At 75.8% G+C, this 23,065-nt stretch carries 23 protein-coding genes; 6 read left to right on the top strand and 17 right to left on the bottom strand.

Features of this window, described 5'->3' with window-relative positions; all coding sequences use genetic code 11:
• Positions 1 to 2: 2 nt before the first annotated feature.
• Entirely contained in the window at positions 3 to 698 is a 696-nt protein-coding gene (locus ACI79Z_RS18985; protein WP_456903497.1) for a SemiSWEET transporter, read from the bottom strand.
• Between the two features lie 251 nt (positions 699 to 949).
• On the opposite strand from ACI79Z_RS18985, the gene ACI79Z_RS18980 reads away from it, so the two are divergent.
• Positions 950 to 1,423, top strand: coding sequence for a hypothetical protein (locus tag ACI79Z_RS18980; RefSeq protein ID WP_387992686.1), 474 nt, complete (start codon positions 950 to 952; stop codon positions 1,421 to 1,423).
• Between the two features lie 10 nt (positions 1,424 to 1,433).
• On the opposite strand, the gene ACI79Z_RS18975 is transcribed toward ACI79Z_RS18980, so the two are convergent.
• Entirely contained in the window at positions 1,434 to 1,631 is a 198-nt protein-coding gene (locus tag ACI79Z_RS18975; protein WP_456903496.1) for a hypothetical protein, read from the bottom strand.
• A 169-nt stretch (positions 1,632 to 1,800) separates the two neighbouring features.
• Between ACI79Z_RS18975 and ACI79Z_RS18970 the strand changes: the two genes are divergently transcribed.
• The gene (locus ACI79Z_RS18970; RefSeq protein WP_387992680.1) at positions 1,801 to 2,013 is read left to right on the top strand and encodes a hypothetical protein; all 213 of its coding nucleotides are present in this window, start codon (positions 1,801 to 1,803) and stop codon (positions 2,011 to 2,013) included.
• A 22-nt stretch (positions 2,014 to 2,035) separates the two neighbouring features.
• Here the strand turns inward: ACI79Z_RS18970 and ACI79Z_RS18965 are convergent, their stop codons facing one another.
• From ACI79Z_RS18965 to ACI79Z_RS18950, 4 genes are read right to left on the bottom strand one after another with little or no spacing between them, the layout of a single operon-like run.
• Positions 2,036 to 2,503 (bottom strand): hypothetical protein, encoded by a 468-nt coding sequence (locus tag ACI79Z_RS18965; protein WP_456903495.1) that lies wholly within the window; start codon positions 2,501 to 2,503, stop codon positions 2,036 to 2,038.
• Positions 2,504 to 2,545: 42 nt separating this feature from the next.
• On the bottom strand, positions 2,546 to 3,424 hold the full coding sequence (locus ACI79Z_RS18960; protein WP_456903494.1) for a DJ-1/PfpI family protein: 879 nt from the start codon (positions 3,422 to 3,424) through the stop codon (positions 2,546 to 2,548).
• Positions 3,381 to 4,496: a flavin-containing monooxygenase gene (locus ACI79Z_RS18955; RefSeq protein ID WP_456903493.1), complete on the bottom strand. Its 1,116-nt coding sequence runs from the start codon at positions 4,494 to 4,496 to the stop codon at positions 3,381 to 3,383. The genes ACI79Z_RS18960 and ACI79Z_RS18955 overlap by 44 nt, the downstream gene beginning before the upstream one ends.
• Entirely contained in the window at positions 4,493 to 6,184 is a 1,692-nt protein-coding gene (locus ACI79Z_RS18950) for a multicopper oxidase domain-containing protein (protein WP_387992669.1), read from the bottom strand. Before ACI79Z_RS18950 ends, ACI79Z_RS18955 begins: the two co-directional genes overlap by 4 nt.
• 298 nt (positions 6,185 to 6,482) lie before the next feature.
• Between ACI79Z_RS18950 and ACI79Z_RS18945 the strand changes: the two genes are divergently transcribed.
• Positions 6,483 to 6,788, top strand: coding sequence for a hypothetical protein (locus tag ACI79Z_RS18945; RefSeq protein ID WP_387992666.1), 306 nt, complete (start codon positions 6,483 to 6,485; stop codon positions 6,786 to 6,788).
• 115 nt (positions 6,789 to 6,903) lie between these two features.
• On the opposite strand, the gene ACI79Z_RS18940 is transcribed toward ACI79Z_RS18945, so the two are convergent.
• The 5 genes from ACI79Z_RS18940 to ACI79Z_RS18920 all read right to left on the bottom strand — a co-directional run bounded on the left by ACI79Z_RS18940 (position 6,904) and on the right by ACI79Z_RS18920 (position 14,146).
• Complete coding sequence (locus ACI79Z_RS18940; RefSeq protein ID WP_387992663.1) at positions 6,904 to 8,358, bottom strand: FAD-binding oxidoreductase; 1,455 nt, start codon at positions 8,356 to 8,358, stop codon at positions 6,904 to 6,906.
• Between the two features lie 401 nt (positions 8,359 to 8,759).
• On the bottom strand, positions 8,760 to 11,636 hold the full coding sequence (locus ACI79Z_RS18935) for a vitamin B12-dependent ribonucleotide reductase (RefSeq protein ID WP_387992660.1): 2,877 nt from the start codon (positions 11,634 to 11,636) through the stop codon (positions 8,760 to 8,762).
• Between the two features lie 136 nt (positions 11,637 to 11,772).
• Positions 11,773 to 12,318: a transcriptional regulator NrdR gene (nrdR, locus tag ACI79Z_RS18930; protein WP_387992657.1), complete on the bottom strand. Its 546-nt coding sequence runs from the start codon at positions 12,316 to 12,318 to the stop codon at positions 11,773 to 11,775.
• A 487-nt stretch (positions 12,319 to 12,805) separates the two neighbouring features.
• Entirely contained in the window at positions 12,806 to 13,393 is a 588-nt protein-coding gene (locus ACI79Z_RS18925) for a hypothetical protein (RefSeq protein ID WP_456903492.1), read from the bottom strand.
• A 117-nt stretch (positions 13,394 to 13,510) separates the two neighbouring features.
• Positions 13,511 to 14,146 (bottom strand): LysM peptidoglycan-binding domain-containing protein, encoded by a 636-nt coding sequence (locus ACI79Z_RS18920; protein ID WP_456903491.1) that lies wholly within the window; start codon positions 14,144 to 14,146, stop codon positions 13,511 to 13,513.
• Between the two features lie 236 nt (positions 14,147 to 14,382).
• On the opposite strand from ACI79Z_RS18920, the gene lexA reads away from it, so the two are divergent.
• Positions 14,383 to 15,162 carry a transcriptional repressor LexA gene (gene lexA, locus ACI79Z_RS18915; RefSeq protein WP_456903490.1) on the top strand — a complete coding sequence of 260 codons (780 nt, stop codon included), beginning with the start codon at positions 14,383 to 14,385 and terminating at the stop codon, positions 15,160 to 15,162.
• 28 nt (positions 15,163 to 15,190) lie between these two features.
• Here lexA and ACI79Z_RS18910 read toward each other — a convergent pair whose 3' ends face one another.
• The 3 genes from ACI79Z_RS18910 to hflX form a co-directional block, all read right to left on the bottom strand.
• Positions 15,191 to 16,261 carry a hypothetical protein gene (locus tag ACI79Z_RS18910; protein WP_456903489.1) on the bottom strand — a complete coding sequence of 357 codons (1,071 nt, stop codon included), beginning with the start codon at positions 16,259 to 16,261 and terminating at the stop codon, positions 15,191 to 15,193.
• The gene (locus tag ACI79Z_RS18905) at positions 16,233 to 16,979 is read right to left on the bottom strand and encodes a phosphatase PAP2 family protein (protein ID WP_456903488.1); all 747 of its coding nucleotides are present in this window, start codon (positions 16,977 to 16,979) and stop codon (positions 16,233 to 16,235) included. The genes ACI79Z_RS18910 and ACI79Z_RS18905 overlap by 29 nt, the downstream gene beginning before the upstream one ends.
• Positions 16,980 to 17,093: 114 nt before the next feature.
• Positions 17,094 to 18,584, bottom strand: coding sequence for a GTPase HflX (hflX, locus tag ACI79Z_RS18900; protein WP_456903487.1), 1,491 nt, complete (start codon positions 18,582 to 18,584; stop codon positions 17,094 to 17,096).
• 125 nt (positions 18,585 to 18,709) lie between these two features.
• On the opposite strand from hflX, the gene ACI79Z_RS18895 reads away from it, so the two are divergent.
• Positions 18,710 to 18,913 (top strand): hypothetical protein, encoded by a 204-nt coding sequence (locus ACI79Z_RS18895; RefSeq protein ID WP_387993642.1) that lies wholly within the window; start codon positions 18,710 to 18,712, stop codon positions 18,911 to 18,913.
• On the opposite strand, the gene dapF is transcribed toward ACI79Z_RS18895, so the two are convergent.
• Genes dapF through ACI79Z_RS18880 form a run of 3 tightly spaced genes read right to left on the bottom strand, consistent with a single transcriptional unit; the run spans position 18,914 to position 21,419 of the window.
• Positions 18,914 to 19,804, bottom strand: coding sequence for a diaminopimelate epimerase (dapF, locus tag ACI79Z_RS18890; RefSeq protein ID WP_387993645.1), 891 nt, complete (start codon positions 19,802 to 19,804; stop codon positions 18,914 to 18,916).
• Positions 19,801 to 20,718, bottom strand: a complete 918-nt coding sequence (miaA, locus tag ACI79Z_RS18885) for a tRNA (adenosine(37)-N6)-dimethylallyltransferase MiaA (protein WP_456903486.1) — start codon at positions 20,716 to 20,718, stop codon at positions 19,801 to 19,803. Before miaA ends, dapF begins: the two co-directional genes overlap by 4 nt.
• Positions 20,715 to 21,419: a hypothetical protein gene (locus tag ACI79Z_RS18880; protein WP_456903485.1), complete on the bottom strand. Its 705-nt coding sequence runs from the start codon at positions 21,417 to 21,419 to the stop codon at positions 20,715 to 20,717. Before ACI79Z_RS18880 ends, miaA begins: the two co-directional genes overlap by 4 nt.
• A gap of 40 nt (positions 21,420 to 21,459) precedes the next feature.
• On the opposite strand from ACI79Z_RS18880, the gene ACI79Z_RS18875 reads away from it, so the two are divergent.
• Positions 21,460 to 22,953: a DUF349 domain-containing protein gene (locus ACI79Z_RS18875; RefSeq protein ID WP_456903484.1), complete on the top strand. Its 1,494-nt coding sequence runs from the start codon at positions 21,460 to 21,462 to the stop codon at positions 22,951 to 22,953.
• The last annotated feature ends 112 nt before the right edge of the window (positions 22,954 to 23,065 follow it).

Genomic DNA, 23,065 nt, shown 5'->3' with positions numbered 1-23,065 from the left:
CCTCAGGCCGCGGCGGCCAGTACCGGGCGCGCCTCGGCGGGGCGGACCGGGCGGCGGACCGGCAGCGGGACGACCGGCGCCGGCGTCCGGCGGGAGGCGAGCACCGCGCAGGTGACGAGGGCGCACGCGAGCCCGACCGCGGCCGACAACGCCATGGCCACCTGCCCTGCCGCGAGGCCGTGGCCGGTCCACGCGGCGCAGGACCCGGCGCCGAGCCACCACCGCACCGGCGAGAGCCCGGAGACGTCCTGCGTGCGGTCGCGCAGCAGGCCCAGCGGCTGCGGCACCGCGGCGGCGACTCCGACGACCGCGGCCACGGAGGCGAGGACGGCGGCGGCCGCGGCCGGCGCGGCGCCGAGGTCCACCGCGACCAGGCAGCCCCCGGCGAGGGCGGCGAGCCCGGCGGCGCCGGAGGCGGTGCGGGCCAGGACCCGCCGGGTGCGCAGCGCCGGCTGGGTGAGCAGCAGGGCGGCGAGCACCGCGGCGTTGCCCGCGCCGACGACGGCGTTGGTGACCACCTGGGCCGGGTCGTGCGCCAGCAGGCCGAACGTCAGCCAGGCCAGGTTCAGCGCGACGGCCAGCCAGCTGCCCGTGGGCGAGAGTCCCCGGGTCCGGCCGTGCCGGCAGGAGAGCCGGACCTGGGGCCAGACGACGGCGATGCTGAGGGTGGACGCGACGATGCCGAGGACGGCGGGCATGGTGGTGCGGGGATCCGTTCAGGAGGACGAGCGCGGGGCGCGGCCACCGGCCGGGAGACGGCGCTCCACCGGGCCGGGTCCCTCGTCACTGAGCGGATCCACGGGTGACCGCACGGGTCATCGGCGCTCGCCGTCCGCAACGGAACCCGATCGGCCGTGATCCTCCTGTGACCTCGCTCGCTGTGACCCCGCTCGCCCCGAGCGGTCCTTCGACCCTGCCCCCGGGCCGCCGGTCGCGGGACGGTCGCTCCATGCGCCAGAAGCTGCGTCCTGTCCGGGCCGGGGTGGCCGCGGTCCTCGGCATCGTCCTGCTCGCCTCGTGCTCCGGCGACGACGGCGGCTCGGGCGACGGCGGGGGCTCCGCAGCCGACTCCCCGGCGACCAGCTCCCCCGCGGAGGACACGGCCGGGGAGGACTTCTGCACCCGGGCAGCCGACCTCGACCAGCGGGTCGAGGCGGCCGTGGACGAGGCCGGCGGCGACACCTCGGTCCCCGACGTCTTCCGTCAGCTCGCCGAGGAGATGCGGGACATCACCGCGCCGGAGGCGATCGCCGACGACTGGGACACCATGCGGACCGGACTGGACCGGATGGCCGACGCGGTGGCCGACCTCGACCTCACCGACGCGGACTCGGTCGCGGCACTGGAGGAGGCAGGGAACGGGCTGGACACGGCGAGCGACGACGTCGAGGCCTACCTGCGCGACGAGTGCGGGATCGGCTGACCCGCGACGGTCAGGACAGCGGCTGCCGGCACTGCGGGCAGGCCCGGTCGGGCAGCGGCTCGCCCTCGGTCAGCAGGCACCCGCCCAGCACGACCTCACCGCGGTCGCTCGCGTCGAACGCCTCCGCGGAGGGCAGCCCGAAGAGGAGCGGGACCGCGCGCGGGGACCCGGCGCAGTCGGGGCAGGACGGGACGGTGCGACGGGTCACGGTCCTCACCGTAGGAACGGCACCGACACTCCCCCGGCGGCGTTCCCCCGTCCGGGTGCCCGGTGCCCGCGCGGCGGAACGTGCGTGCGCACGGCCCCGGGTGGGTAGAGCGCCGCACGGACGACCGGGAACCCCCTCCCGGCACCACCGAACCGCAGGAGGAGGCGACGTGTCGCTCCCTCGTCCCCAGGTCCCCGACGTCGACCGCCGCATCGTGGTCGCCTACCAGGAGCTCGGCACCGCCCGCGACGGGTTCCGCGACTCCCCGAGCGGCGAGGGCTTCACGCTGTGCCAGGCGGCCCAGCAGGCGCTCGACGACCTGCTCGACCTCCGGCTGACCCTCACCGCCGCACTGGCCCGGACGGTGCCGACCGCGGCCTGAGCGCCGGCACCACCGCGCCGGCTCACCACCCGAGGTGGACGTCGGCCACGATCCCGACGGCGAGGAGCGCGGCGGCGACGGCGTCGACGGCGGCGCAGAACGGCGGCCACCAGCGGGTGCCGGCCACGAACCCGGTGCGGTGCTGCCAGAGGTCCTTCAGGCCGTGGCCGGCCAGGCCGGCCACGAGCAGCCAGGCCGAGCCGGTCACCCCCGCCGCGGCGACGACGACGAAGACGCCGGCGACGACGGTCTCGACGGCGACGACCCTGCCCCGCCCGTCGGCCACGCTGAACCCGATGTAGACCGCAGCGATCAGGACGAGCCCCATCGAGTAGACGGTGGCGTCGTCGAGCCAGGGGAAGGCCAGCGGCGACGCGGCCTGCAGGCAGCCCCAGACCACGCCCCAGGCGATCGGTGCGCGCAGGCCGCGCACCCCGGCGGCCGTCGCCCTGCGGCGCTGCGCGTGCGGCGCGCTCCCGGAGGCGGTCACCCCCTCCTCCCCTCCCTGACGCGACGCCGGTCCGACCGCGGGTCAGCGTCCGGCGCGGGTGAGCCGCCTGGCGCGCCCGGCGGCCACCGGCGCGGTCAGCCCGATCGCGCCGCGCACGGCGCGGGGGAGACCTGGGATCCGGTCGTAGTCGATGCCGCCCCAGGGTGGTCGCGGGTCGTAGTCGACGGCTCGTTGCACCCGGCGGGCGGTGGCCTCGTCGGTCAGGCGGGCGGCGAGGTGCAGTGCCATGTCGATGCCGGCAGAGACGCCGGCGGACATGACCAGGTCGCCGTCCTCGACCCACCTCCGCTGGTGGTACGTGGCACCCAGGCGCTCCAGGATCCCGGAGTAGAACCAGTTGGTGGTGGCGGTGCCGCCGGCGGCGGTGTGCAGCCGGCCGTCGACGAGCCACCGCTGCCGGGCGGCGATGGCGCCCACCTTCTCCAGCGGCTCCCGGTAGGCCCAGTGCACGGCCGCCCGCGCGCCGCGCAGCAGATCGGCGGCGGCCAGCACGAGCGCCCCGTTGCCGGTGGACCCGACGACCTCCGCCCCGACGGCGGCCGAGCGGACGTAGGACAGCAGCGCCTCGTCCTCCGTCGCGGTGAGGGTGCTCGCCCCGCCACCGGGCACGATCACCGCCCACGGGTCCGGCACCTCGGCGAAGGTGGCGGCCGGCAGCAGCCCCAGCGGCGTGTCGGTGGCCAGCTGCTCGGCGCACTCGCCGACCACGACGGTGCGGTACCGCGCGCCCCGATGCCGGGGGTCTTCAGCACGGTGAGCGGGCCGATGAGGTCCAGCGGCGTCACGCCGGGGTGGACCGGGAACGCGAGGACCTCCTCCGTGCCGGACATGGCGGTCTCCTCCCGGTGCTCGGCGTTCAGTGCCGGACGTCGTGGGGGGTCGCCTGCGCGTCGGGCGCACCGCGTGGCCCGGGTACGGGTGCGCTGCTCCTCGCGGCGGCGTCGACCACGTGGGCGGCGTCGTCGGCGACGAAGCCCAGCAGCGCCGAGCCGCGGGTGTGCTGCCAGGACAGGCCGAGGAAGTACAGCCCGGGGACGTCGGTGATCCCGCGGGTGTGGACCACACGGCCGTCGCGCAGGACTCCCGGGACGTCGATCCAGGAGTGGTCGGGCCGGTAGCCGGTCGCCCACACGACGACGCCCACCTCCCCGCTGGTGCCGTCGGCGAACCGCACCGTGCGGCCGGCGGCGTCGGCCAGCCGCGGCCGGAACCGGACACCCGCCCGCAGCAGGCCCCGCCGGCTGCTGCCGATCAGGAACTCGCCGCGGGACTGCATCCGCCGGCCGAGCCGGGAACCGGCGGGCACCCGCATCAGCCGCAGCCGGGTCAGCCACCAGAACAGGTCGCGGCCGAGCAGCCGCTGCGGCAGCGCCGGGTACGCCGCGCCGACCGACAGCTGCACCGGCCGGGTCCGGGCCAGCTCCTCGGCGATCTGGAAGCCGGAGTTGCCGCCGCCGACGACCAGCACGGGCCCCTCGGGCAGAGCGTCGGGGCTGCGGTACCCGGAGCTGTGCAGCTGGGTCACCGACCCGTCCAGCCCGGCGGACAGCGGCGGGACGAACGGGGTCTGGAACGGTCCGGTGGCCACGATGACCTGCCGGGCGCTGTAGGTCCCCGCGGCGGTGCTGATCCGGAACCCGGCACCGGTGCGCTGCAGCCCGGTCACCCGCGCGTCCAGCCGCACCGGCAGGTCGAAGGCGGCGGCGTAGTCGCGCAGGTAGTCGGCGACCGCCTCCTTGCCCGGGTAGGTGCCGGCCGGTGCCGGGAACGGCAGGCCGGGCAGCGCGTCGTGCTCGGCCGGGGTGAACAGCCGCAGCGACTCCCAGCGCGTGCGCCAGGTGTGCCCGATCTCCGCCGCGGCCTCCAGGACCAGGAAGCGCAGTCCCCGCTCGCGCAGGTGCCAGGCGGCCGCCAGGCCGGCCTGACCGCCGCCCACGACGACGACGTCGAGCGGCTCGGTCGGCGCCGTCACGGCGTCGCTCCCCGGTCCACGGTGAAGCTGAACATCATCCCGGCGTGCATGTGCTCGGCGATGTGACAGTGCGCCATCCACAGGCCGGGGTTGGTGACGTCGAGCAGGAGGTCGACGGTCTGACCGGTCGGGATGAGCACGGTGTCCTTCCACACCAGGTTGGGCTCGGGGGTCCCGTCCCGGGCGAGGACGAGGAAGCGGCCGGCGCCGTGGACGTGGAACGGGTGGTGCATCGGGTGGTCGGAGTCCATCTCGTTGACCAGCCGGATCTTGACCCGCTGACCGGCGGTGAAGTGCCAGTCGACGGGGAGCCCGTCGCGGCCGGCGGTGCGGTCCAGCAACTTCCAGCGCATCGTCTCCGTGGTGGTGGCCCGGTTCGTCTCGGCCATCTCGTCCTCCCACTCGATCCCGTCGGCGGGGGCGGGACCTGGGTGGTGGGTGTGCGCGGCGTCGTGACCCGTCGCCGACGTCTCCGCGGCGTCGGCGCCGTGGCCCGCGTCGTGACCGTGGCCCGCGTCGTGACCGTGGCCCGCGTCGTGACCGTGGCTCCCGCCCGAGGCGGTCGCCATCAGCTTCATGCCGCACTTCGGGCAGCGCCCCGGCTGGTCGCTGACCACCTCGGGGTGCATCGGGCAGGCGTAGGTCGCCGGTCCCGCCGTCGCGGGCGCGGCCCGGTCGTCCATCTCGGCGACGATCGCGAGGACCTCGTCGGGCGCCGCGGCCAGCCACGCACCGAGCTGCTCCCGCTCGGCCACCAGCTCCGGCGCAGTCCGCAGCGCCTCGAACCGCTCGGCCAGCGGCGGCTCGGCGACCTCGCCGGTGACGGTGATCGTCGCCAACCGGTAGGTCCGGTTCGGGGTGCGGTGCTCCAGTGCGAACTCGCCCGCCCGGTCGAACAGCACGTCCACGACCGCCCGCTCCGACGGGGCCAGCACGACGTCGGCGACGAACTCCTCGTGCTCCACCCGGCCGCTGTCGCCGCCGACGAGCTTCATCCGGGCACCGGGCACGGCCACCCGGAAGACCCGGCTGTTGGCCGTGTCGGTCAGCCACAGCCGGACGACCTCGCCGGTCCGTGCGGTGAACGCCGGGTCGGTCTCCCCGCCGGTGAGCATCACGTTGCCGTAGCGGCCCATCGCCGCGTAGTTGGTCTCGGTGCGGCTGAACGGGGCGATCGCGCCGTCCTCGAGCAGCAGGTCGTCGAGGGTCAGCACCACGTCGCGGTGCGCCGGCGGCCAGTAGTCCGGCTCGGCCGGGTCGACCAGGATGCTGCCGTAGAGACCCAGCTCCTGGGTGACGTCCTCGCGGACGTGCGGGTGGTACCAGTACAGGCCCGGGTCGGGGAACTGGATGCGGTAGCTGAACTCCCCGCCCGGCGGGATCGGGGTCTGCGTCTCGTGCGGCACGCCGTCGTAGCGGTTCTCCAGGCGCAGCCCGTGCCAGTGCACGGTGGTGTCGAGGTCGGTGCCGTTGACGACGTGCACGACGACCTCCGAGCCCTGCCGGACCCTCAGCGTGGGACCGGGGATCGAGCCGTTGTAGGCCAGCATCCGCACCGTGCTGTTCCCGATCCGCTTGGCGACCGGAGCCGGGCGCAGCCGCAGCTCCTCGCCGTTCCGCAGCTCGATCACCTCGGGCGCGACGGCCTCGGGCAGGTCGGTGAGGTCGGTGGAGAGGAAGGTGTCCACGGGACGTCCTCCTGTCGGTGAGCGTGGAGCCTCAGCTCCGGGTGCCGCCGGCGACGTGAGGGGATCCGAGGGAGTCCGCGGCGCCGCGTGCACCGGCGCGGGCGGGCTCGACGACGTGCTCCGCAGTCATGGCGCCTCCTGTGCGGACCGGTAGTGCACCGCCGCCGGGTGTGGGCTGTCCAGACGCTCGGCGATGGTCCGGCCCGGCGGCGCCCAGGGAGTCGAGACCCGGCGCCCGGCCGGAGCAGGAGACCCTGGTCCCGGGCCCCCCGGTCGCAGCGTCGGGCACCATCCGGCCGTGGACCCCGAGCAGTTGCTGCGGACGGCGGCCGACCGCCTCGAGGCGCTCGCCGCCCGGACGCCCCCCGGCGACTGGCGGACCGGCGGACTGCTGGCGACCCGCCCCGAGGTGGTCGCACACCTCCCCGACGGGAGCACCGAGCACGTGGCCGAGGCGCGGGCCGGGACCGGCGCGTGGATCGCGGCTCTCTCCCCCGCGCTGGCCGCGCCGCTCGCGGGCTGGCTGCGCGCCGCGGCGACGCACGAGCCGGCCGACCCGGCGGCCGCGACGTTCGCCCGGGCGCTGCTCGCGCGGCTGCCCTGACCGGACTCCACCGGAGGGCCCGGAGGACGGGACCCGGGAGCGGTCTCGGTCACCACGTGGAGGGCCGTCCGGAACGATCCCGATCCGACGTGCCGGACGACGAGCGCCGCCGGCGTCAGCGGACGGTCCCGCCGGTCCGCGCCGGCACGGCCTCGCGGGGCGAGGGGATGCCGGCCGGGGCGGGCGGGATGTTGGGGTTGTGCCGGAAGACGTTGTCCGGGTCCCACACGGCCTTGAGCTCGGCGAGGCGGCGGTACTTGCGCTCCCCGTAGGAGGCTCGCACCCGCCGGTCGTCGGTGTCGGCCTCGAAGTTCAGGTACGTCCCGTCGTCGGGGGCGTAGGGGCGCAAGGCGTTCCAGAGGTCGCGGACCCAGGCGCGGTCGGCCGCATAGGACTCGTCGTCGGGGGCCATGGCGAGGAGAGCCAGCGCCCAGTGCGGACGTCGGGGGCTGCCCCACGCCGTCGCGTCGTCGGAGATCTCGCTGTACCGGCCGGTGAGCGGGAACATCGGCACGTAGGAGAGCGGCGAGCGCATGAGGGGGAGCCGCTCCAGGATGACCGCGAGCGCATCGTCGCTCAGCCGGTCGAGGTTCAGCCCCTTGTCGTAGGCGCGGATGCCCCACGGGTTGGCGTCATCGAGCATCTGCTGCAGCGCCACGTGCGGGATCGGGGTGACCATCTCGAACAGCGGGTCGCGCTCCCGCAGCGGCCGGATCGCCGCGGCGTGCTCCTCGGCGCTGCCCCAGCCCGCGACCAGCACCGCGACGCCACGCTCGCCGCGGTGCTCCTCGGGCACGAACGGCTCGGGCGGCGCGGACATCCCGACCACGGCACCGGTGATCCCGGCCGGGAGGTCGAACAGGTACTCACGGAGGAAGCGCAGCGGCTCGAGGGCGTCGTCCGGTCGCCAGAAGAACATGCCCACGTTCGCCAAGGGGTTGAGCTCGTGCGGGGCGAACACGAGCTCGGTCACGATCCCGAAGTTGGTGCCGGCGCCGCGCAGTGCCCAGAACAGCTCGGGTTCCGTGTCCTCGGAGGCGGTCACGGTGCGCCCGTCGGCGGTGACCAGGGTGGCGGCCACCAGGTTGTCGCACGCCAGCCCCTGCTGGGACGTCAACCAGCCCAGTCCGCCGCTCAGCGTGAGGCCGGAGACGCCCGTGTGGCTGACCGTGCCGCCGGCCACGGCCAGTCCGAGCGGCGCGGTCGCGGCGTCGACGGCGGCCAACGTCGCGCCGCCTCCCACGTGCACCCGGTGGGCCTCCGCATCCACCCGGACGCCGGCGATCCGGGACAGGTCGATCATGACGGCGTCCTCGGCCACGGCGTTCCCGGCTCCGCTGTGGCCGCCACCGCGCACGGTCAGGTCCACCCCCTCCTCGCGCACGACAGCGAGGGTCCGCGCGACCTCCTCGGCCGACGTAGGCCGCACGATCAGCGCCGGCTGGCGCGTGATGGCGCCGTTCCAGACGGCCCCGGCCCGTGCCGCGGCGAACCCGGGGTCGGCCGGTTGCAGCACCTCACCGGCGACGGACCGGGCCAGGCGGGTGAGGACAGCATGGTCGAGCGGCATGGCGACTCCCTGCGGACTCGAGATCGCCTCCGGTGGTCCGTGACCGCTGGGAAGCGATGGAGCACCGTCGCACGTGATCCGCGGCCGGACACCCGTGCGCGTTCCCCCGGATCCCCGGTCGACCGGCGGGTCCCGGCGTGTGGTGACCCGTGGCTGGCCCAGCGCGCCGCCTGGTCATGCCGGAGACCTGCCGTGCGGTGGGTGGTGCCCGTGCGGAGCCTCCGGCCCGCTCGCCTTCTCAGCCGAGCGGGACGGAGCACCCGGTCCACGTCGCTCCCACCGTTCCTCGGGCCCACGGAACGCCACCGGCCCGGCCCCGCGAGGGGACCGGGCCGGTGGACGGGTCGGTCATCGGTCAGCGACGTCCTGCCGCCGGTGCAGGACGTCGCTGACCGGTCAGGTCAGCTGCAGCCGCTGGTGGAGCCGCAGCCCTCGCAGACGTAGCAGCTGCCGGCGGGACGCATCTTCGTGCCGCAGGTCATGCACAGCGGCGCGTCGGTGACGTTGCCCGTGACCAGCTCGAGCAGCTCGGCCGAGGAGTGGGCCTCCTTCACCGGCTTCTCGGCGGCCGGCTCCGGCTTGGCGGGCGCCTCGGTCGGCACCGAGCCGCGCAGCGCCTCGACGTCGACCTCCTCCTCGACGACCTCCGCCGTCGAGGCGGAGCCGCCGTAGGTGCCCGACACCTGCGCCGCCCGCTCCTCGGCGGTGAAGATGCCGAGGGTCGCGCGCGTCTCGACCGGCAGGTGGTCCAGTGCCAGGCGACGGAAGATGTAGTCCATCACCGACTGGGCGATCCGGATGTCCGGGTCGTCGGTCATGCCGGCCGGCTCGAAGCGCATGTTGGTGAACTTCTGGATGTAGGTCTCCAGCGGCACACCGTGCTGCAGCGCGATCGAGATGCCGATCGAGAAGGCGTCCATGACACCGGCCAGGGTCGAGCCCTGCTTGCCGAGCTTGAGGAACACCTCGCCGAGGCTGCCGTCCTCGTACATCCCGGCGGTCATGTAGCCCTCGGCGCCGGCGACGCTGAACGACGTCGTCATGCTCTGCCGCTTCTTCGGCAGCCGGCGGCGGACCGGGTGCGACGTCGCGGCGACCGGGGCGGCCTCCACCTCGGCCTTGGCCCCACCGTCGGCAGTGGTCTTCTTGGCCTTGGCGTCGGACAGCGGCTGGCCGACCTTGCAGTTGTCGCGGTAGATCGCCAGTGCCTTGAGGCCGAGCTTCCAGCCCTGGAAGTAGATGTTCTCGACGTCCTCGACGGTCGCCGTCTCCGGCATGTTGACCGTCTTGCTGATCGCGCCGGAGATGAACGGCTGCACCGCGGCCATCATGCGGACGTGGCCCATCGGGGAGATGGCCCGCTCGCCCATGGCGCAGTCGAACACCTCGTAGTGCTCCGGGCGCAGGCTCGGGGCGTCGACGACGTGGCCGTGCTCGGCGATGTACTCGACGATCGCCTCGACCTGCTCGTCCTGGTAGCCGAGGCTCTTCAGCGCCCGCGGGACCGTCTGGTTGACGATCTGCATGGACCCGCCGCCGACCAGCTTCTTGTACTTGACCAGCGAGAAGTCCGGCTCGATGCCGGTCGTGTCGCAGTCCATCATGAAGCCGATGGTCCCGGTGGGGGCGAGGACCGAGGCCTGCGCGTTGCGCCAGCCGTTGTCCGCGCCGATCTCCAGGCACTCCTGCCACTGGGCGGTGGCGGCCCGCAGCACGTCGGCGTCGTCGGCGCCGACCGGGCGGATGGCGTCGTTGGCGGCGGCGTGCTTGCGCATCACCCGGGCGTGCGCGTCGGCGTTGCGGGCGAAGCCCTCGTACGCGCCGACGATGCCGGCCAGCTCGGCCGAGCGGCGGTAGGCGGTGCCGGTCATCAGCGAGGTGATGGCCGCGGCCAGGGTCTGGCCGCCGCGCGAGTCGTAGGCGTGGCCGGTGGCCATCAGCAGCGCGCCGAGGTTGGCGTAGCCGATGCCCAGCTGCCGGTAGGCGCGGGTGGTCTCACCGATCGGCTCGGTCGGGAAGTCGGCGAAGCAGATCGAGATGTCCATCGCCGTGATGACCAGCTCGACGGCCTTGACGAAGGTCTTGGCGTCGAACGTCCCGTCGTCCTTGAGGAACTTCATGAGGTTCAGGGACGCCAGGTTGCACGAGCTGTTGTCCAGGCTCATGTACTCCGAGCAGGGGTTGGACGCGTTGATCCGGCCCGTCTCGGGGTTGGTGTGCCAGTCGTTGATGGTGTCGTCGTACTGGATGCCGGGGTCGGCGCACTCCCAGGCGGCCTGGGTGACCTTGCGGAACAGCCCCCGGGCGTCGACCTCCTCGATGACCGAGCCGTCGAGGCGGGCGCGCAGGCCGAAGTCGGTGCCGTCCTCCACCGCGCGCATGAACTCGTCGGAGACCCGGACCGAGTTGTTGGCGTTCTGGTACTGGACGCTGGTGATGTCCTTGCCGCCGAGGTCCATGTCGTACCCGGCGTCCCGCAGCGCGCGGATCTTGTCCTCCTCGCGCGCCTTGGTCTCGATGAACTCCTCGATGTCGGGGTGGTCGATGTCGAGGACGACCATCTTGGCCGCGCGCCGGGTGGCGCCACCGGACTTGATGGTCCCGGCGGAGGCGTCGGCGCCGCGCATGAAGCTGACCGGGCCGGAGGCGGTGCCGCCGGAGGACAGCAGCTCCTTGGACGAGCGGATGCGGGAGAGGTTCAGGCCGGCGCCGGAGCCGCCCTTGAAGATCAGCCCCTCCTCCCGGTACCAGTTGAGGATCGAGTCCATCGTGTCGTCGACGGCGAGGATGAAGCAGGCGCTGACCTGCTGCGGCGCGCTCGTGCCGACGTTGAACCACACGGGGCTGTTGAAGCTGAACACCTGGTGCAGCAGCATCCAGGTCAGCTCGTGCTCGAAGACCTCCGCGTCGCCCTCGGTGGCGAAGTAGCCGTGCTCGCGACCGGCCGCGCCGTAGGTGAGCACCACCCGGTCGATGAGCTGACGCAGGCTGGTCTCCCGCTGCGGGGTGCCGACGGCGCCGCGGAAGTACTTCGTGGTGACGATGTTGGTGGCGTTGATGCTCCACTCGGCGGGGAACTCGACGCCGCGCTGCTCGAAGTTGATCGAGCCGTCACGCCAGTTGGTCATGACGACGTCGCGACGCTCCCACGTCACCTCGTCGTACGGGTGGACGCCGGCGGTCGTGTAGACCCGCTTGACCTTCAGGCCCTTCCCCCTGGTCGGCGCCTTGGCGGCCCGGCGCGTACGGCCTGCCGGGCGGTCCTCGATCTCGGTCACGAGCTCTCCCTCGGTGAGTGGTGCGGGCGGCTGGGGAAGAGAGCCACCCTGTTCCTATCTGGTCCTGCTGACGGTTCCGGTGGTGCTGAGAGGGCCGGCGACGCTGCCGGCGCACGTCTGGTCGCGCGGGCGGCGGTCAGCCGTCGCGGGCGGTGGAGGGGGTGCGGGCGGAGCCCCGGCGGCGCGGCGCCGGCGGCTCGATCTGCAGCCCGGGCAGCGGCGGGGTGCCGCCGCGGTGGTGGCGGGCCCGCAGCTCGGTGATCTCCTTCTCGAAGTCCTCGACCGAGGTGAAGGCGCGGTAGACGCTGGCGAAGCGCAGATAGGCGACCTCGTCGAGCTCGCGCAGCGGCTGCAGGATGGCCAGCCCCACCTCGTGGCTGGGGACCTCGGCCACGCCGCTGGCGCGGATGGCGTCCTCGACCTGCTGGGCCAGCTGCTGGAGCTGGTCCTCGTCGACCGGCCGGCCCTGGCAGGCACGCCGCACGCCGGCGACGACCTTGGTCCGGTTGAACGGCTCGCTCACCCCGCTGCGCTTGACGACGGCGAGCACCGCCTCCTCGACGGTGGTGAACCGGCGGCCGCAGGCCGGGCACGAGCGGCGGCGACGGGTGGTGGCCCCCTCGTCGGCCTCGCGCGAGTCGATCACGCGGCTGTCGGGGTTGTGGCAGAACGGGCAGCGCACTGCGGTTCACCTCCCTCCGCGGAAGACCCGCCCGGCCGGGGACCCGGCTCGGGCGGCTCGTGCCGGCGGGCTCGTCCGGTCCTGCCGGACCCGCCCGCCTGCGTCTGTCTGTGGACCCCTCTGGGGACATCCGGTGGACACCCCGTGGAGGTCCTGAGGACGGCCTGTGGAGGACTTCCATCGGTGCAACTACTAGATGTAGGGGGACAGTAGGCCGCGCTCCACTACATCTGCAAGACGAGAACCCGCGTGTCTCTTCCACCGAGATCCGGCCGTGACCCCGTGGTGACCAGGCGCGAGCAGGGCTCCCTCCCGTCACACGACACGCCGGGGTGCCGCGCGTGTCGGCGCGCGGGAGGGGTCGTGCGGGTGTATCCGGCCGCCGCCGGCGGGACGCGGGCGGGCACCCGGAGGGCGCGCAGGCGCCTCCCCGGGACGCCGGTGGAGGTGTGCGGAGGGGCCGCCGGGACACGCCCCCGGCGACGGGTCAGGCGGTGGGGCGGACGGCGGGACGACCGCCGCGGGGGTGGGGCACCAGGTCACCGAGCCGGATCGGGCGGGTCAGCATGTCCGGCTCGTCGGCGACCGCACCGCCGGCCGGGGCCGGGCAGGTGACGACCGGCATCTCGGCGGTCGCCGCGCGGTGCCGGCCCGAGCCGCCGGGCGCGCGGTGCCGGCCCACGGCGGACGGGACGACGGCGGGCTGCTCGGCGGTGACGTCGCCACCGTGCCGGCGGACGCCCCGGCGCGCGGGGCGCGCCCCCGGGACGACGGCGCGCGGGCCGACGGCCGGCATCACGACCGTCCCCGTGGCGTCAGCGGCACCGTCGGCGCGGCCGGACGCCAGCGTCAGGTGCCGCTCGGGCAGCCGGACGGCGGCCAGGTCCACCCAGGCCTCCTGCTCCCCGACGGCCACCCCGGCGTCGCGCAGCCGGACCCGGGCCTCGCAGCCGCCGGTCGCGTCGTGCCGCCAGCCGAGCATGGCGCCCGGCACCCAGGCGCCGTCCACGAGGACCTCGACGTCCTGCGGGGAGCGGAAGGTCACCGCTGCACTGCTGTTCACGGCTGCTGACACGCTCCTGACCGTAGGTGCCCTGATGACTCCGGACCGTGAACGACCGGGCCCGGATGGTTGACGAAGTCACCGGCGCGCTCTCGTCACTTCTCGTGACGACGACGCCGGGCGGAGCACCTAGGGCAGGCGCAGCACCTGCCCGGGGACGACGGCCGCCCCCTCCAGGTCGTTGAGTGCCTGGATCGCGTCGACCACCGCGCGCACGTCCTGGCCGGCGCCGGCGACCTCCGCGGCGATCGACCACACCGTGTCACCGCTCCCGACCACGACACTGCTCTCGCCGGCCAGGCGCAGGCCGTCGTCGGGGGCGAGGAACTCGCGGCCGAGGGCGGCGCCGCCGACACCGGCGGCGAGGACCAGCACGGTGACCAGGCGGCGCCCGCGGCGGGTCAGCCGCACCGGCGCCGGGGCCGGTGCGCACCGCGCGCGGACGCCGGCCCGGGCGGGCTCCGAGCGCACCGGCCGCCCGCTCGGGCGGGCCGGGTCGCGGCGGGTGCGCGGCCCCTCGGCGGCCGGGCCGGCGGTGCGCGCGGGAGCCGTGGCGGGACGGTCGGGCACCGGCCGCAGGTGCCCGGTGACGCGGGGACCGGAGCCCGGCAGGGCGGCGCGCTGCGCCGGCCGGTCGGCGCCACCCGGGGACGCGGGCCGGCGCGCGCCGCCGGGCGCGGTCACGCCCTCCCCGCGGAGCGGCGGCCGCCACGGGACCCGGACCGCCGCGTCGAACTCGAGCACTGCCTGCCGCACGCTGCCCATGACCGCTCCTCCTGATCAGGTCGACCGCATCGAACGCGTGTTCGATCGAACGTCTGTCCGGATGTCTACCGCACGGGTCCGACGAGTGCGAGAGCGGCGCGGCGTGTCCTTCGAACACACGTTTGAACCTGCGGCGCCGGCGCGCTACGGTCCGTGCGGGCGCACCGCCCGCCGACCGGCCCCGGGCCGGGAGGGCGACGGACGGGCCGCGGGGACGCGGCCGGCGAGGAGGAGACGTGGCGGGCACGAGCGGGACCGGCCAGGGCACCCGGGGCGGCGGCACGGCGACCCGCCGTCCGGCCGCGGAGCGCGGCGCCGGCGCGGACGGCACGGGCGCCGTGCGCACGTTCCCCGACCGCGGTGAGGCCGGCGACGGCCTGACCCAGCGCCAGCGCCGGGTCCTCGAGGTCATCCGCGACTCGATCGAGCGGCGGGGCTACCCGCCCTCGGTCCGCGAGATCGGCGAGGCGGTCGGCCTGTCGTCGGCGTCGTCGGTCGCCCACCAGCTGTCGGTGCTGCAGAAGAAGGGCTGGCTGCGGCGCGACCCCAACCGGCCCCGCGCGCTCGACGTGCGGCTGCCCGGCGAGACCCCGGGCGAGGCCGCCCCGGCGGCACCCGCCGCGGCCGCCGACGGCTCGGCCGCCCCGACCTACGTGCCGCTGGTCGGGCGGATCGCGGCCGGTGGCCCGGTGCTCGCCGAGCAGGCCGTCGAGGACGTCTTCCCGCTGCCCCGCGAGCTCGTCGGCGAGGGCACGCTGTTCATGCTGCGCGTCGCCGGTGACTCGATGGTCGACGCGGCCATCTGCGACGGCGACTGGGTGGTCGTCCGCCAGCAGCCCACCGCCGAGAACGGCGAGATCGTCGCCGCGATGCTCGACGGCGAGGCCACCGTGAAGACCTACAAGCGCCGCGACGGGCACGTCTGGCTGCTGCCGCACAACCCGGCCTACGAGCCGATCCCCGGCGACGAGGCCACCGTCCTCGGCCGCGTCGTCACGGTCCTGCGGCGGGTCTGAGCCGCAGGTCCCCCGCCGGCGCCGGAGCTCAGGCGCCGGCGGGCGGACCACCGGACCGGCGGCGGCGCAGCCGCCCGCCGATCCACACCAGCGCGGTCGCGACGACGGCGGCGGCCACGCCCGCGGTCACCGGCGAGAGGCCCGTGGAGTCCCCGCCGAGCAGCGCCGACGGTGAGACGTCGGCGGCGTCGGACCCTGCCGGCGCGGGCGGCGCGGACCCCGCCGGGACCGGTACCGCGGTGACGTCCCCGGGCACGCCCTCGCCCGCCACCAGCAGCGCGCGGCCGTCCGCGGTGAACGACACCGCCTCCCCCTGCGGCGCCTCGGGCAGCGCGATCCGCACCGGCTCGCCGGCCAGCGCCCCCGGGACGTCGGCACCGGTCAGCGGCCAGACGTAGGCGTCGGTGTACGTGCGCAGCGCGATGCGGCTGCCATCGCGGGCGACCGCCCCGCCGGTGACCAGCAGCTGACCGGCCCGGCCCACGGGCCCGCCCGGCGTGCCGGTGAGCGTGAACGCGACCGTGCCGACGTCGGCCAGCGCGACCGTGCCGCCGTCGACCAGCGGAGCGGCGGGCCGGTAGACGTGGCTGGCCCCGAGCACCTCCTTGGTCACCACGTACGGGGTGCCGTCGGGGGCCAGCAGCAGCGCCTCGGCGTCGTGCGGGCCGTCGGGATAGGTCAGCCGGTACAGCGCCGTCCCGCCGTCGGGGCGCTGCGCGACGAGCGCGACCGTCGTCCGGACCGTGGTGTTGTCGCCGGTGTCGGCCAGCCACACGGTGCCGTCGGGACCGACGCCGAGGTCCTCGGGGTCGTAGGGGTCCACGGGCGCGGTGGTCACGTCGACCACCTGGCACGCGTCGTCGAGCACGTACACCGCCACCTGGTCTCCGCCGTCGACCACGGCGAGCATCCGGTCGCCGACGTCGACGAGGCCGGAGAGCTCGGCCAGCCGCGGGTCGGTCACCTGGCAGCGGACCGACGGGGCGGCCGGCTCCTCGGCGGCGGCCGGGGCCGCCGGGAGGGCGAGCAGGCCCGCGGTCAGCAGGACGGCCGGTGCCCGCCGGGCGGCGCTACGCGGACGGGCGGCCGGCTCGGGCACTCGCCCAGCGTGACAGCACCAGCGCGTCGAGTGCGTGAACCACGCCCAGCAGCAGCAGCCCGACGGCCGCGCCCACCACGGCGTCGGTGACCCAGTGGAAGTCCAGCGAGACCATCGCGATCCCGGTGGCCACCGGCCCGACGACGGCCAGCCACCACAGCGTGCGCTGCACCCGCGGCCCGAGCCCGTACTCGACCGCCTGCCAGCGCGCCACGCCCCACATGAGCACGGCGTTGGCCACGTGCCCGGAGGGGTAGCTGGCGCCGTCGCGGTGGAAGAAGGAGCCGGGATAGGCGGGCGCGGTGCGGCCGGTGCCGAACTTGAACGCGTAGACGACGACGGTGAGCAGCGCCAGCGCCGTGACCACCCGCACCAGCGGCAGCAGCGTCCGTTCCCGCAGGCACAGCCAGCCGACCAGGGCGGCGAGCACGATGAGGATCGTCCCGCGGCCGCCGATCTGGGTGACCGCCCAGACCGGCCAGTAGGCCGGGGAGTTCCGCAGGTCCCAGGCGCTGACCACCTCGGAGACCTCGAGGTCCAGCCGCTCGAGCACCCCGCGGCTGAGCAGGTCGACGGTCACCCCGACGGTGACCGCGAACGCGACGACCAGCAGCCACCACGGCGGGCGCCCGGCACCCACCACGGCGGGCGGCCGGGCGGCCCGCTCCGGGCGCCCGGCCGGCGCGCCGGGAGTGCGCCGCACCACGCCGCTGGTCACCGGATCACGGTACCGGGCCGTGACCCGTCCGTGACCTCGGCGGGCCGGAACGGCGAGCCGCCCGGGCACCCGGCGCGGAGCCGGGCACCCGGGCGGCCCTGGGTGCAGTGGCGGTCAGCCGACCGGGACGGCGAACCGCTCGAGCGCGGCGGCCAGCCCGCCGTCGACGCGGGCGGTCAGCCGGGTGCCGGCAGCCTCGTGCTCCTCGCTGAGCACCTCGCCGTCGCGGTGCACGCGGGCGACCAGGTCGCCGCGGTCGTAGGGCACGAGCACCTCGACCTCGACGTCCGGGTGCGGCAGCCGGGCGGCCACGACCTCGCGCAGCTGCTCGAGGCCCTCACCGGTGCGCGCGGAGACCCAGACGGCACCGGGCAGCGCCCGGCGCAGGGTCAGCACGTCGTCCTCGGTCATGGCGTCGACCTTGTTGACGACGATCAGCTCGGGCACCGCCGCGGCGTCGATCTCCCGCAGCACCACGTGCACCGCGTCGATCTGGCCGAGCGGGTCGGGGTCGGAGCCGTCGACGACGTGCAGCAGCAGGTCGGCGCCGGCCACCTCCTCCAGCGTGGAGCGGAAGGCGTCGACGAGCTGGTGCGGCAGGTGCCGCACGAAGCCGACGGTGTCGGTGAGCGTGAACTCGCGGCCGTCGGGCGTCATGGCGCGGCGCACCGTCGGGTCCAGCGTGGCGAACAGCGCGTTCTCCACGAGCACGCCCGCGCCGGTCAGCCGGTTGAGCAGGCTGGACTTGCCGGCGTTGGTGTACCCGGCGATCGCCACGCTCGGGACGGCGTTGCGGCTGCGGGACTGCCGCTGGGTGACCCGGGCGGTGACCATGCCGGTGATCTCCCGGCGCAGCTTGCTCATCCGGGACCGGATCCGCCGCCGGTCGGTCTCGATCTTGGTCTCACCGGGGCCGCGGGTACCGATGCCGCCACCGCCGGCGACACGCCCACCGGCCTGCCGGGACATCGACTCACCCCACCCGCGCAGGCGCGGCAGCATGTACTGCATCTGCGCCAGCTCGACCTGGGCCTTGCCCTCCCGGCTGGTGGCGTGCTGGGCGAAGATGTCGAGGATCAGCGCGGTCCGGTCGACCACCTTGACCTTGAGGATCTTCTCCAGCGCGTTGAGCTGGCCGGGGGTCAGCTCGCCGTCGCAGATCACGGTGTCGGCGCCGGTCGCGGCCACGATGTCGCGGATCTCGTTGGCCTTGCCCGAGCCCACGTAGGTGCCGGCGTCGGGCTTGTCCCGCCGCTGGCTCACCGCCTCGAGGACCTGGGAGCCCGCGGTCTCAGCCAGGGCGGCGAGCTCGGCCAGCGAGCGGTCGGCGTCGGCCTGGGTGCCCTCGGTCCACACACCGACGAGCACCACGCGCTCGAGGCGCAGCTGCCGGTACTCGACCTCGGTGACGTCGGCGAGCTCGGTGGACAGCCCGGCGACGCGGCGCAGCGCGCCACGGGCCTCCAGGGCGTAGGAGCCGGTGGTGTCGTCGTCCTCGTCCCACTGGCCGGCCGGCGCGGGACGGGTCTCGGCGAGCGTGTCGTCGTCGAGCGGGGTGCTCTCGGGGGCGGTCGTCATCACGTCCAGCGTGACACGCGAGGCCACGCCGGTCACCTGGGTTGTCGTCTCTGCAGTCGTCATACGCCCCCTACAACACCGGAACGGGTCAGGTGCATCCCGCCGGGAGGCGGGTAGGGCGGGACGGACACCACAGCCGAGGAGGAACTCCCGTGAGCACCAGCAGCGACGCCGGCACCGACGACCCCGGCCGCGACCCCGTCGGCCTCGAGGTGCCGCGCAACCCCTTCGGCGGCGCCGACCAGGACACCGGGGCCGGCAAGCCGCGCGGCACCGGCAACGTGGGCCCCGGCGACAAGCCCGAGGCGCCGACCGACGAGCCCGAGACCCGCGCCGACACCCCGGACAACCCCTAGTCAGGCGCCGAGCCACTCCCGGGTCAGCTCGCCGGAGGCGACGACGACGGCGGGACCGCGCAGCACCGTCGTCTCCGGGGAGACGTCCACCGTGAGCCGGCCGCCGGGGACGTCGACGACGACGGTGCCGCGCACCGCGGCGTCGTCCGCGCCGGCCGCCAGCGCCGCGTACGCCGTGGCGCAGGCGCCGGTGCCGCAGGAGCGGGTCTCCCCCACCCCGCGCTCGTGCACCCGCAGCCGCACGTGCGCGTCGGCGCCCTCGGCCGGGCTCGCGAGCACCCGCACGAACTCGACGTTGACGCCCTCGGGGAACAGGCCGGTGTCGAAGCCCGGCTGCCGGCCGAGGTCCAGGGCGTCGAGGTCGGCGTCGGTCAGGCAGACCAGGTGGGGGTTGCCCATCGACACCGCCTGACCGGGGAACGCCTGGCCGCCGACGGTGGCCTCGCCGCGGCCGAACGGCCGGGCCGGGCCCATGTCGACCCAGTAGGTGCCGTCGGCGCCCGCGCCGACCCGCCGCGGGCCGCCCCGGGTGCCGACCAGCACGCCGTCGGCGCAGGCGGCGCGGTCGAGCAGGCCCTCGGTGACCAGCGCGTGCAGGAACAGCCGGATGCCGTTGCCGCACATCTCCGCGTGCGAGCCGTCGGCGTTGCGGTGGTCCATGAACCACTCGCAGGCGTCGAGGGCGTCGCCGAGGACGGCGGCCGCGTCGGGCACGTGCCGGCTGCGCACGACCCGCAGGACGCCGTCGCCGCCGAGGCCGGCGCGGCGCTCGCACAGCCGCTGCACGAGGGCGGCGTCGAGGCGGTCCTCGGGCCAGCGGTCCCCGTCGGGGTCGGGCAGGACGACGAAGTCGTTCTCGGTGCCGTGCCCGAGGAGGAACCGGTCGCTCACCGCCCGATCGTACGGCCGGCGAGCAGCGTCCCGACGGCGTCGGCGAGGTCGGGGCGGGCGGCGTCGAACCACGTCATCGCCGCGTCCCGGCGGAACCAGGAGCGCTGCCGGCGGACGAAGCGGCGGGTGGTGCCCACCGTCCGCTCGCGCGCCTCGGCGGGCGTGAGCGCGCCGTCGAGCTGGGCGAGGACCTGCGCGTAGCCCAGCGCCCGGGAGGCGGTGGGACCCTCGCGCAGGCCCTCGGCCACCAGTGCCTCGACCTCGGCGACGAACCCGGCGGCCCACATCCGGTCCACCCGGGCGGCGACCCGCTCGTCGAGCTCGGCGGGCTCGCGGTCCAGGCCGACGACCACCGCCGGGTAGTGCGGCCGCGGCTCGGGCAGCGTCGCGCGGAACGGCCGGCCGGTGATCTCCACGACCTCCAGCGCGCGCACGATCCGCCTCCCGTTCGACGGCAGGACCGCCGCCGCGGCGGCGGGGTCGACCGCGGCCAGCCGGGCGTGCAGCGCGGCGGGGCCGGACTCCTCCAGCTCCGCCTGCAGCCGGGCCCGCACGGCGGGGTCGGTGCCGGGGATGTCGAGGTCGTCGAGGACGGCGCGCACGTACAGCCCCGACCCGCCGACCAGCAGCGGCAGCACCCCGCGCGCCCGCAGCCGGTCCACCTCCGCCCGCGCCAGCCGCGCGTACTCGGCCACCGACGCCGCCTGCCGCACGGACCAGACGTCGAGCAGGTGGTGCGGCACGCCCTGCCGCTCGGCGAGGTCGGGCTTGGCGGTGCCGATGTCCATGCCGCGGTAGAGCTGCATCGAGTCGGCGTTGACCACCTCGCCGCCGAGCCGCTGCGCCAGCGTCACCGCGAGCGCGGTCTTGCCGGTCGCCGTCGGCCCCACGACGGCGACGACGGGCGGCGTCACGGTGTGGTCCCGGCGGCCGTCCAGGACGCCACGAGGTAGCCCACGCCGAACGGGGCGTCGTCGAAGCGCAGCTCGGCGGCGACGTCCCGGCCGGCCAGCAGCGCGCCGGCCGCCCGCCAGGCCGGCACGCCGGCCGCCAGCAGCCGTTCCCCCTCGGCCGGGTCCAGCGCGGCGAGCGCGGCGGCGTCCCCGGCGGCCAGCGCCGCGGCGACGGCGGCGTCGAAGGGCGCGGCGGCGGGGTCGAGGTGGCCGGGCGCCTTCTCGCTGCGGCGCGCGGAGCCGTCGCCCATGACCAGCAGGCCGGCACCGGGCAGCTCCGCGACGGCGGCGGCGAGGTCGCCGGGGCCGACGCCGACGCGCGGGCCGGGGTGTCCGGCGCGGCGCAGCAGCCACGCGCCGACGGTCAGCGACAGCGGCAACCGCCGGCCGCCGGGCCGCACCTCCCCGTCCAGCGGCACCTCGACGTCCACGCCGAACCCGCGCAGGTCCCCGGCGTCGCCCGGGCCGTGCCGGCCCTCCGCGTCGGGGCCGACGACGACCACCGGGCCCGGTGCGGCCGCCACCAGCGCGGCGACCGCGTCGGTGCACGCGGCACGCAGCGCGGCGGTGTCCGCGGCGGCCCGTCCGGCGACCTCGGGGAGCAGCAGCGGCGGGCACGGGCAGAACGCGACCGGGACGGCTGCGGCGGGACTGCTGCTCACCGGAGCAGTCTCGCCGATGCGGCGTGGGACACTGCGGTGCGTGTCGAGCACGACGAACCCCGGAGACGGGTCGCAGCAGGTCCCCACGCCCGAGACGGCGGGTCCCGACGCGGTCACCCCGGAGGCCGGGACGCCCGCCGCGCCCACCCCCGACGCGGCGGCGCTGGCCGACCCGGCGGCGGGCGGGAGCGCTCCCGAGGCCGAGACCCCCGCCGCCGAGACCCCCGCCGCCGAGACCGCCGCCGAGACCGCCACCGACGAGGCCGTCACCCCCGAGGCCGCGCCGCCCGCCGGGGTGGTGACCGCGCCGGCCGCCGAGGCGGCGTCGGACCCCGCGCAGTGGGGCCGGGTCGACGAGGACGGGACCGTCTACGTGCGCACCGCCGACGGCGAGCGCGCGGTCGGCTCCTGGCAGGCCGGCGACCCGGCCGCGGGCCTGGCGCACTTCGCCCGCCGCTACGACGACCTGGCGACCGAGGTCGGGCTGCTCGAGGCCCGGCTGAAGGCGCACACCGGCAACCCGAACGAGATCAAGGCCAAGGCGCAGGCGCTGGCCGACACCATCCCCGCGGCCACCGCCGTCGGCGACCTCGACGGGCTGGCCGCCCGCGCCCGCGCGATGGTCGACACCGCCGACTCCGCCGCCGCCGAGTCGCGCGCCGAGAAGGCCGCCGCCCGCGCCGCGCAGGTCGCCCGCAAGGAGGCGCTGGCCGCCGAGGCGGAGCAGATCGCCGCGGAGTCGACGTCGTGGAAGGCCGCCGGCGACCGGCTCAAGGCGATCGTCGAGGAGTGGAAGACCATCCGCGGAATCGACCGGAAGACCGACGAGGCGCTGTGGTCGCGCTTCGCGGCCGCCCGGGACGCCTTCGGCCGCCGCCGCGGCGCGCACTTCGCCGCCCTCGACGCCCAGCGCGGCGAGGCGCGCGCGGCCAAGCAGGAGCTCATCGCCGAGGCGCAGCGGCTGTCGACGTCGACCGACTGGGGCCCGACCAGCGCCGCGATGCGGTCGCTCATGGACCGCTGGAAGGCGGTGCCGCGCACCGGCCGCGACGGCGACGACGACCTGTGGAAGCAGTTCCGCGCCGCGCAGGACGTCTTCTTCACCGCCCGCGCGGAGTCGGACAAGGCGCGCAACTCCGAGCAGCTGGCCAACCAGCAGGCGAAGGAGGAGCTGCTGGCCGAGGCCGAGAAGCTCGACCCGTCGACCGACCTGCGCGGCGCCCAGGCCGCGCTGCGCCGGATCCAGGAGCGCTACGACGCCATCGGCCACGTGCCGCGCGGCGCGATGCGCTCGCTGGAGGACCGCATGCAGGCCGTCGAGCAGCGGGTCCGCGGCGCCGCGGACGCCGGCCGGGTACGCACCGCGCCGGAGAACCCGATGGTCGCCTCGATGCGGGCCGCCGTCACCAAGGCCGAGGAGCAGCTGGCCAAGGCCGAGGCCTCCGGGGACGCGAAGCGGATCTCCCGGGCGCAGGCGGACCTCGAGACCCGCCGCGAGTGGCTGGCCGAGGCCGAACGGTCCTCCCGCCGCTAGCCGTCCGCACACGGGAGGGGGCCCCCCCCCGGGCCCGGCGGGGCCCCCCCCCCGTCGCCGGGGTGGCCCCAGACCGGGCAAACCCTCAACAACCCCCGCCGGGGACGGGCGG

The organism is Geodermatophilus sp. SYSU D00663 (assembly GCF_054050655.1).
This window is presented reverse-complemented; position numbering and strand designations above follow the sequence as displayed.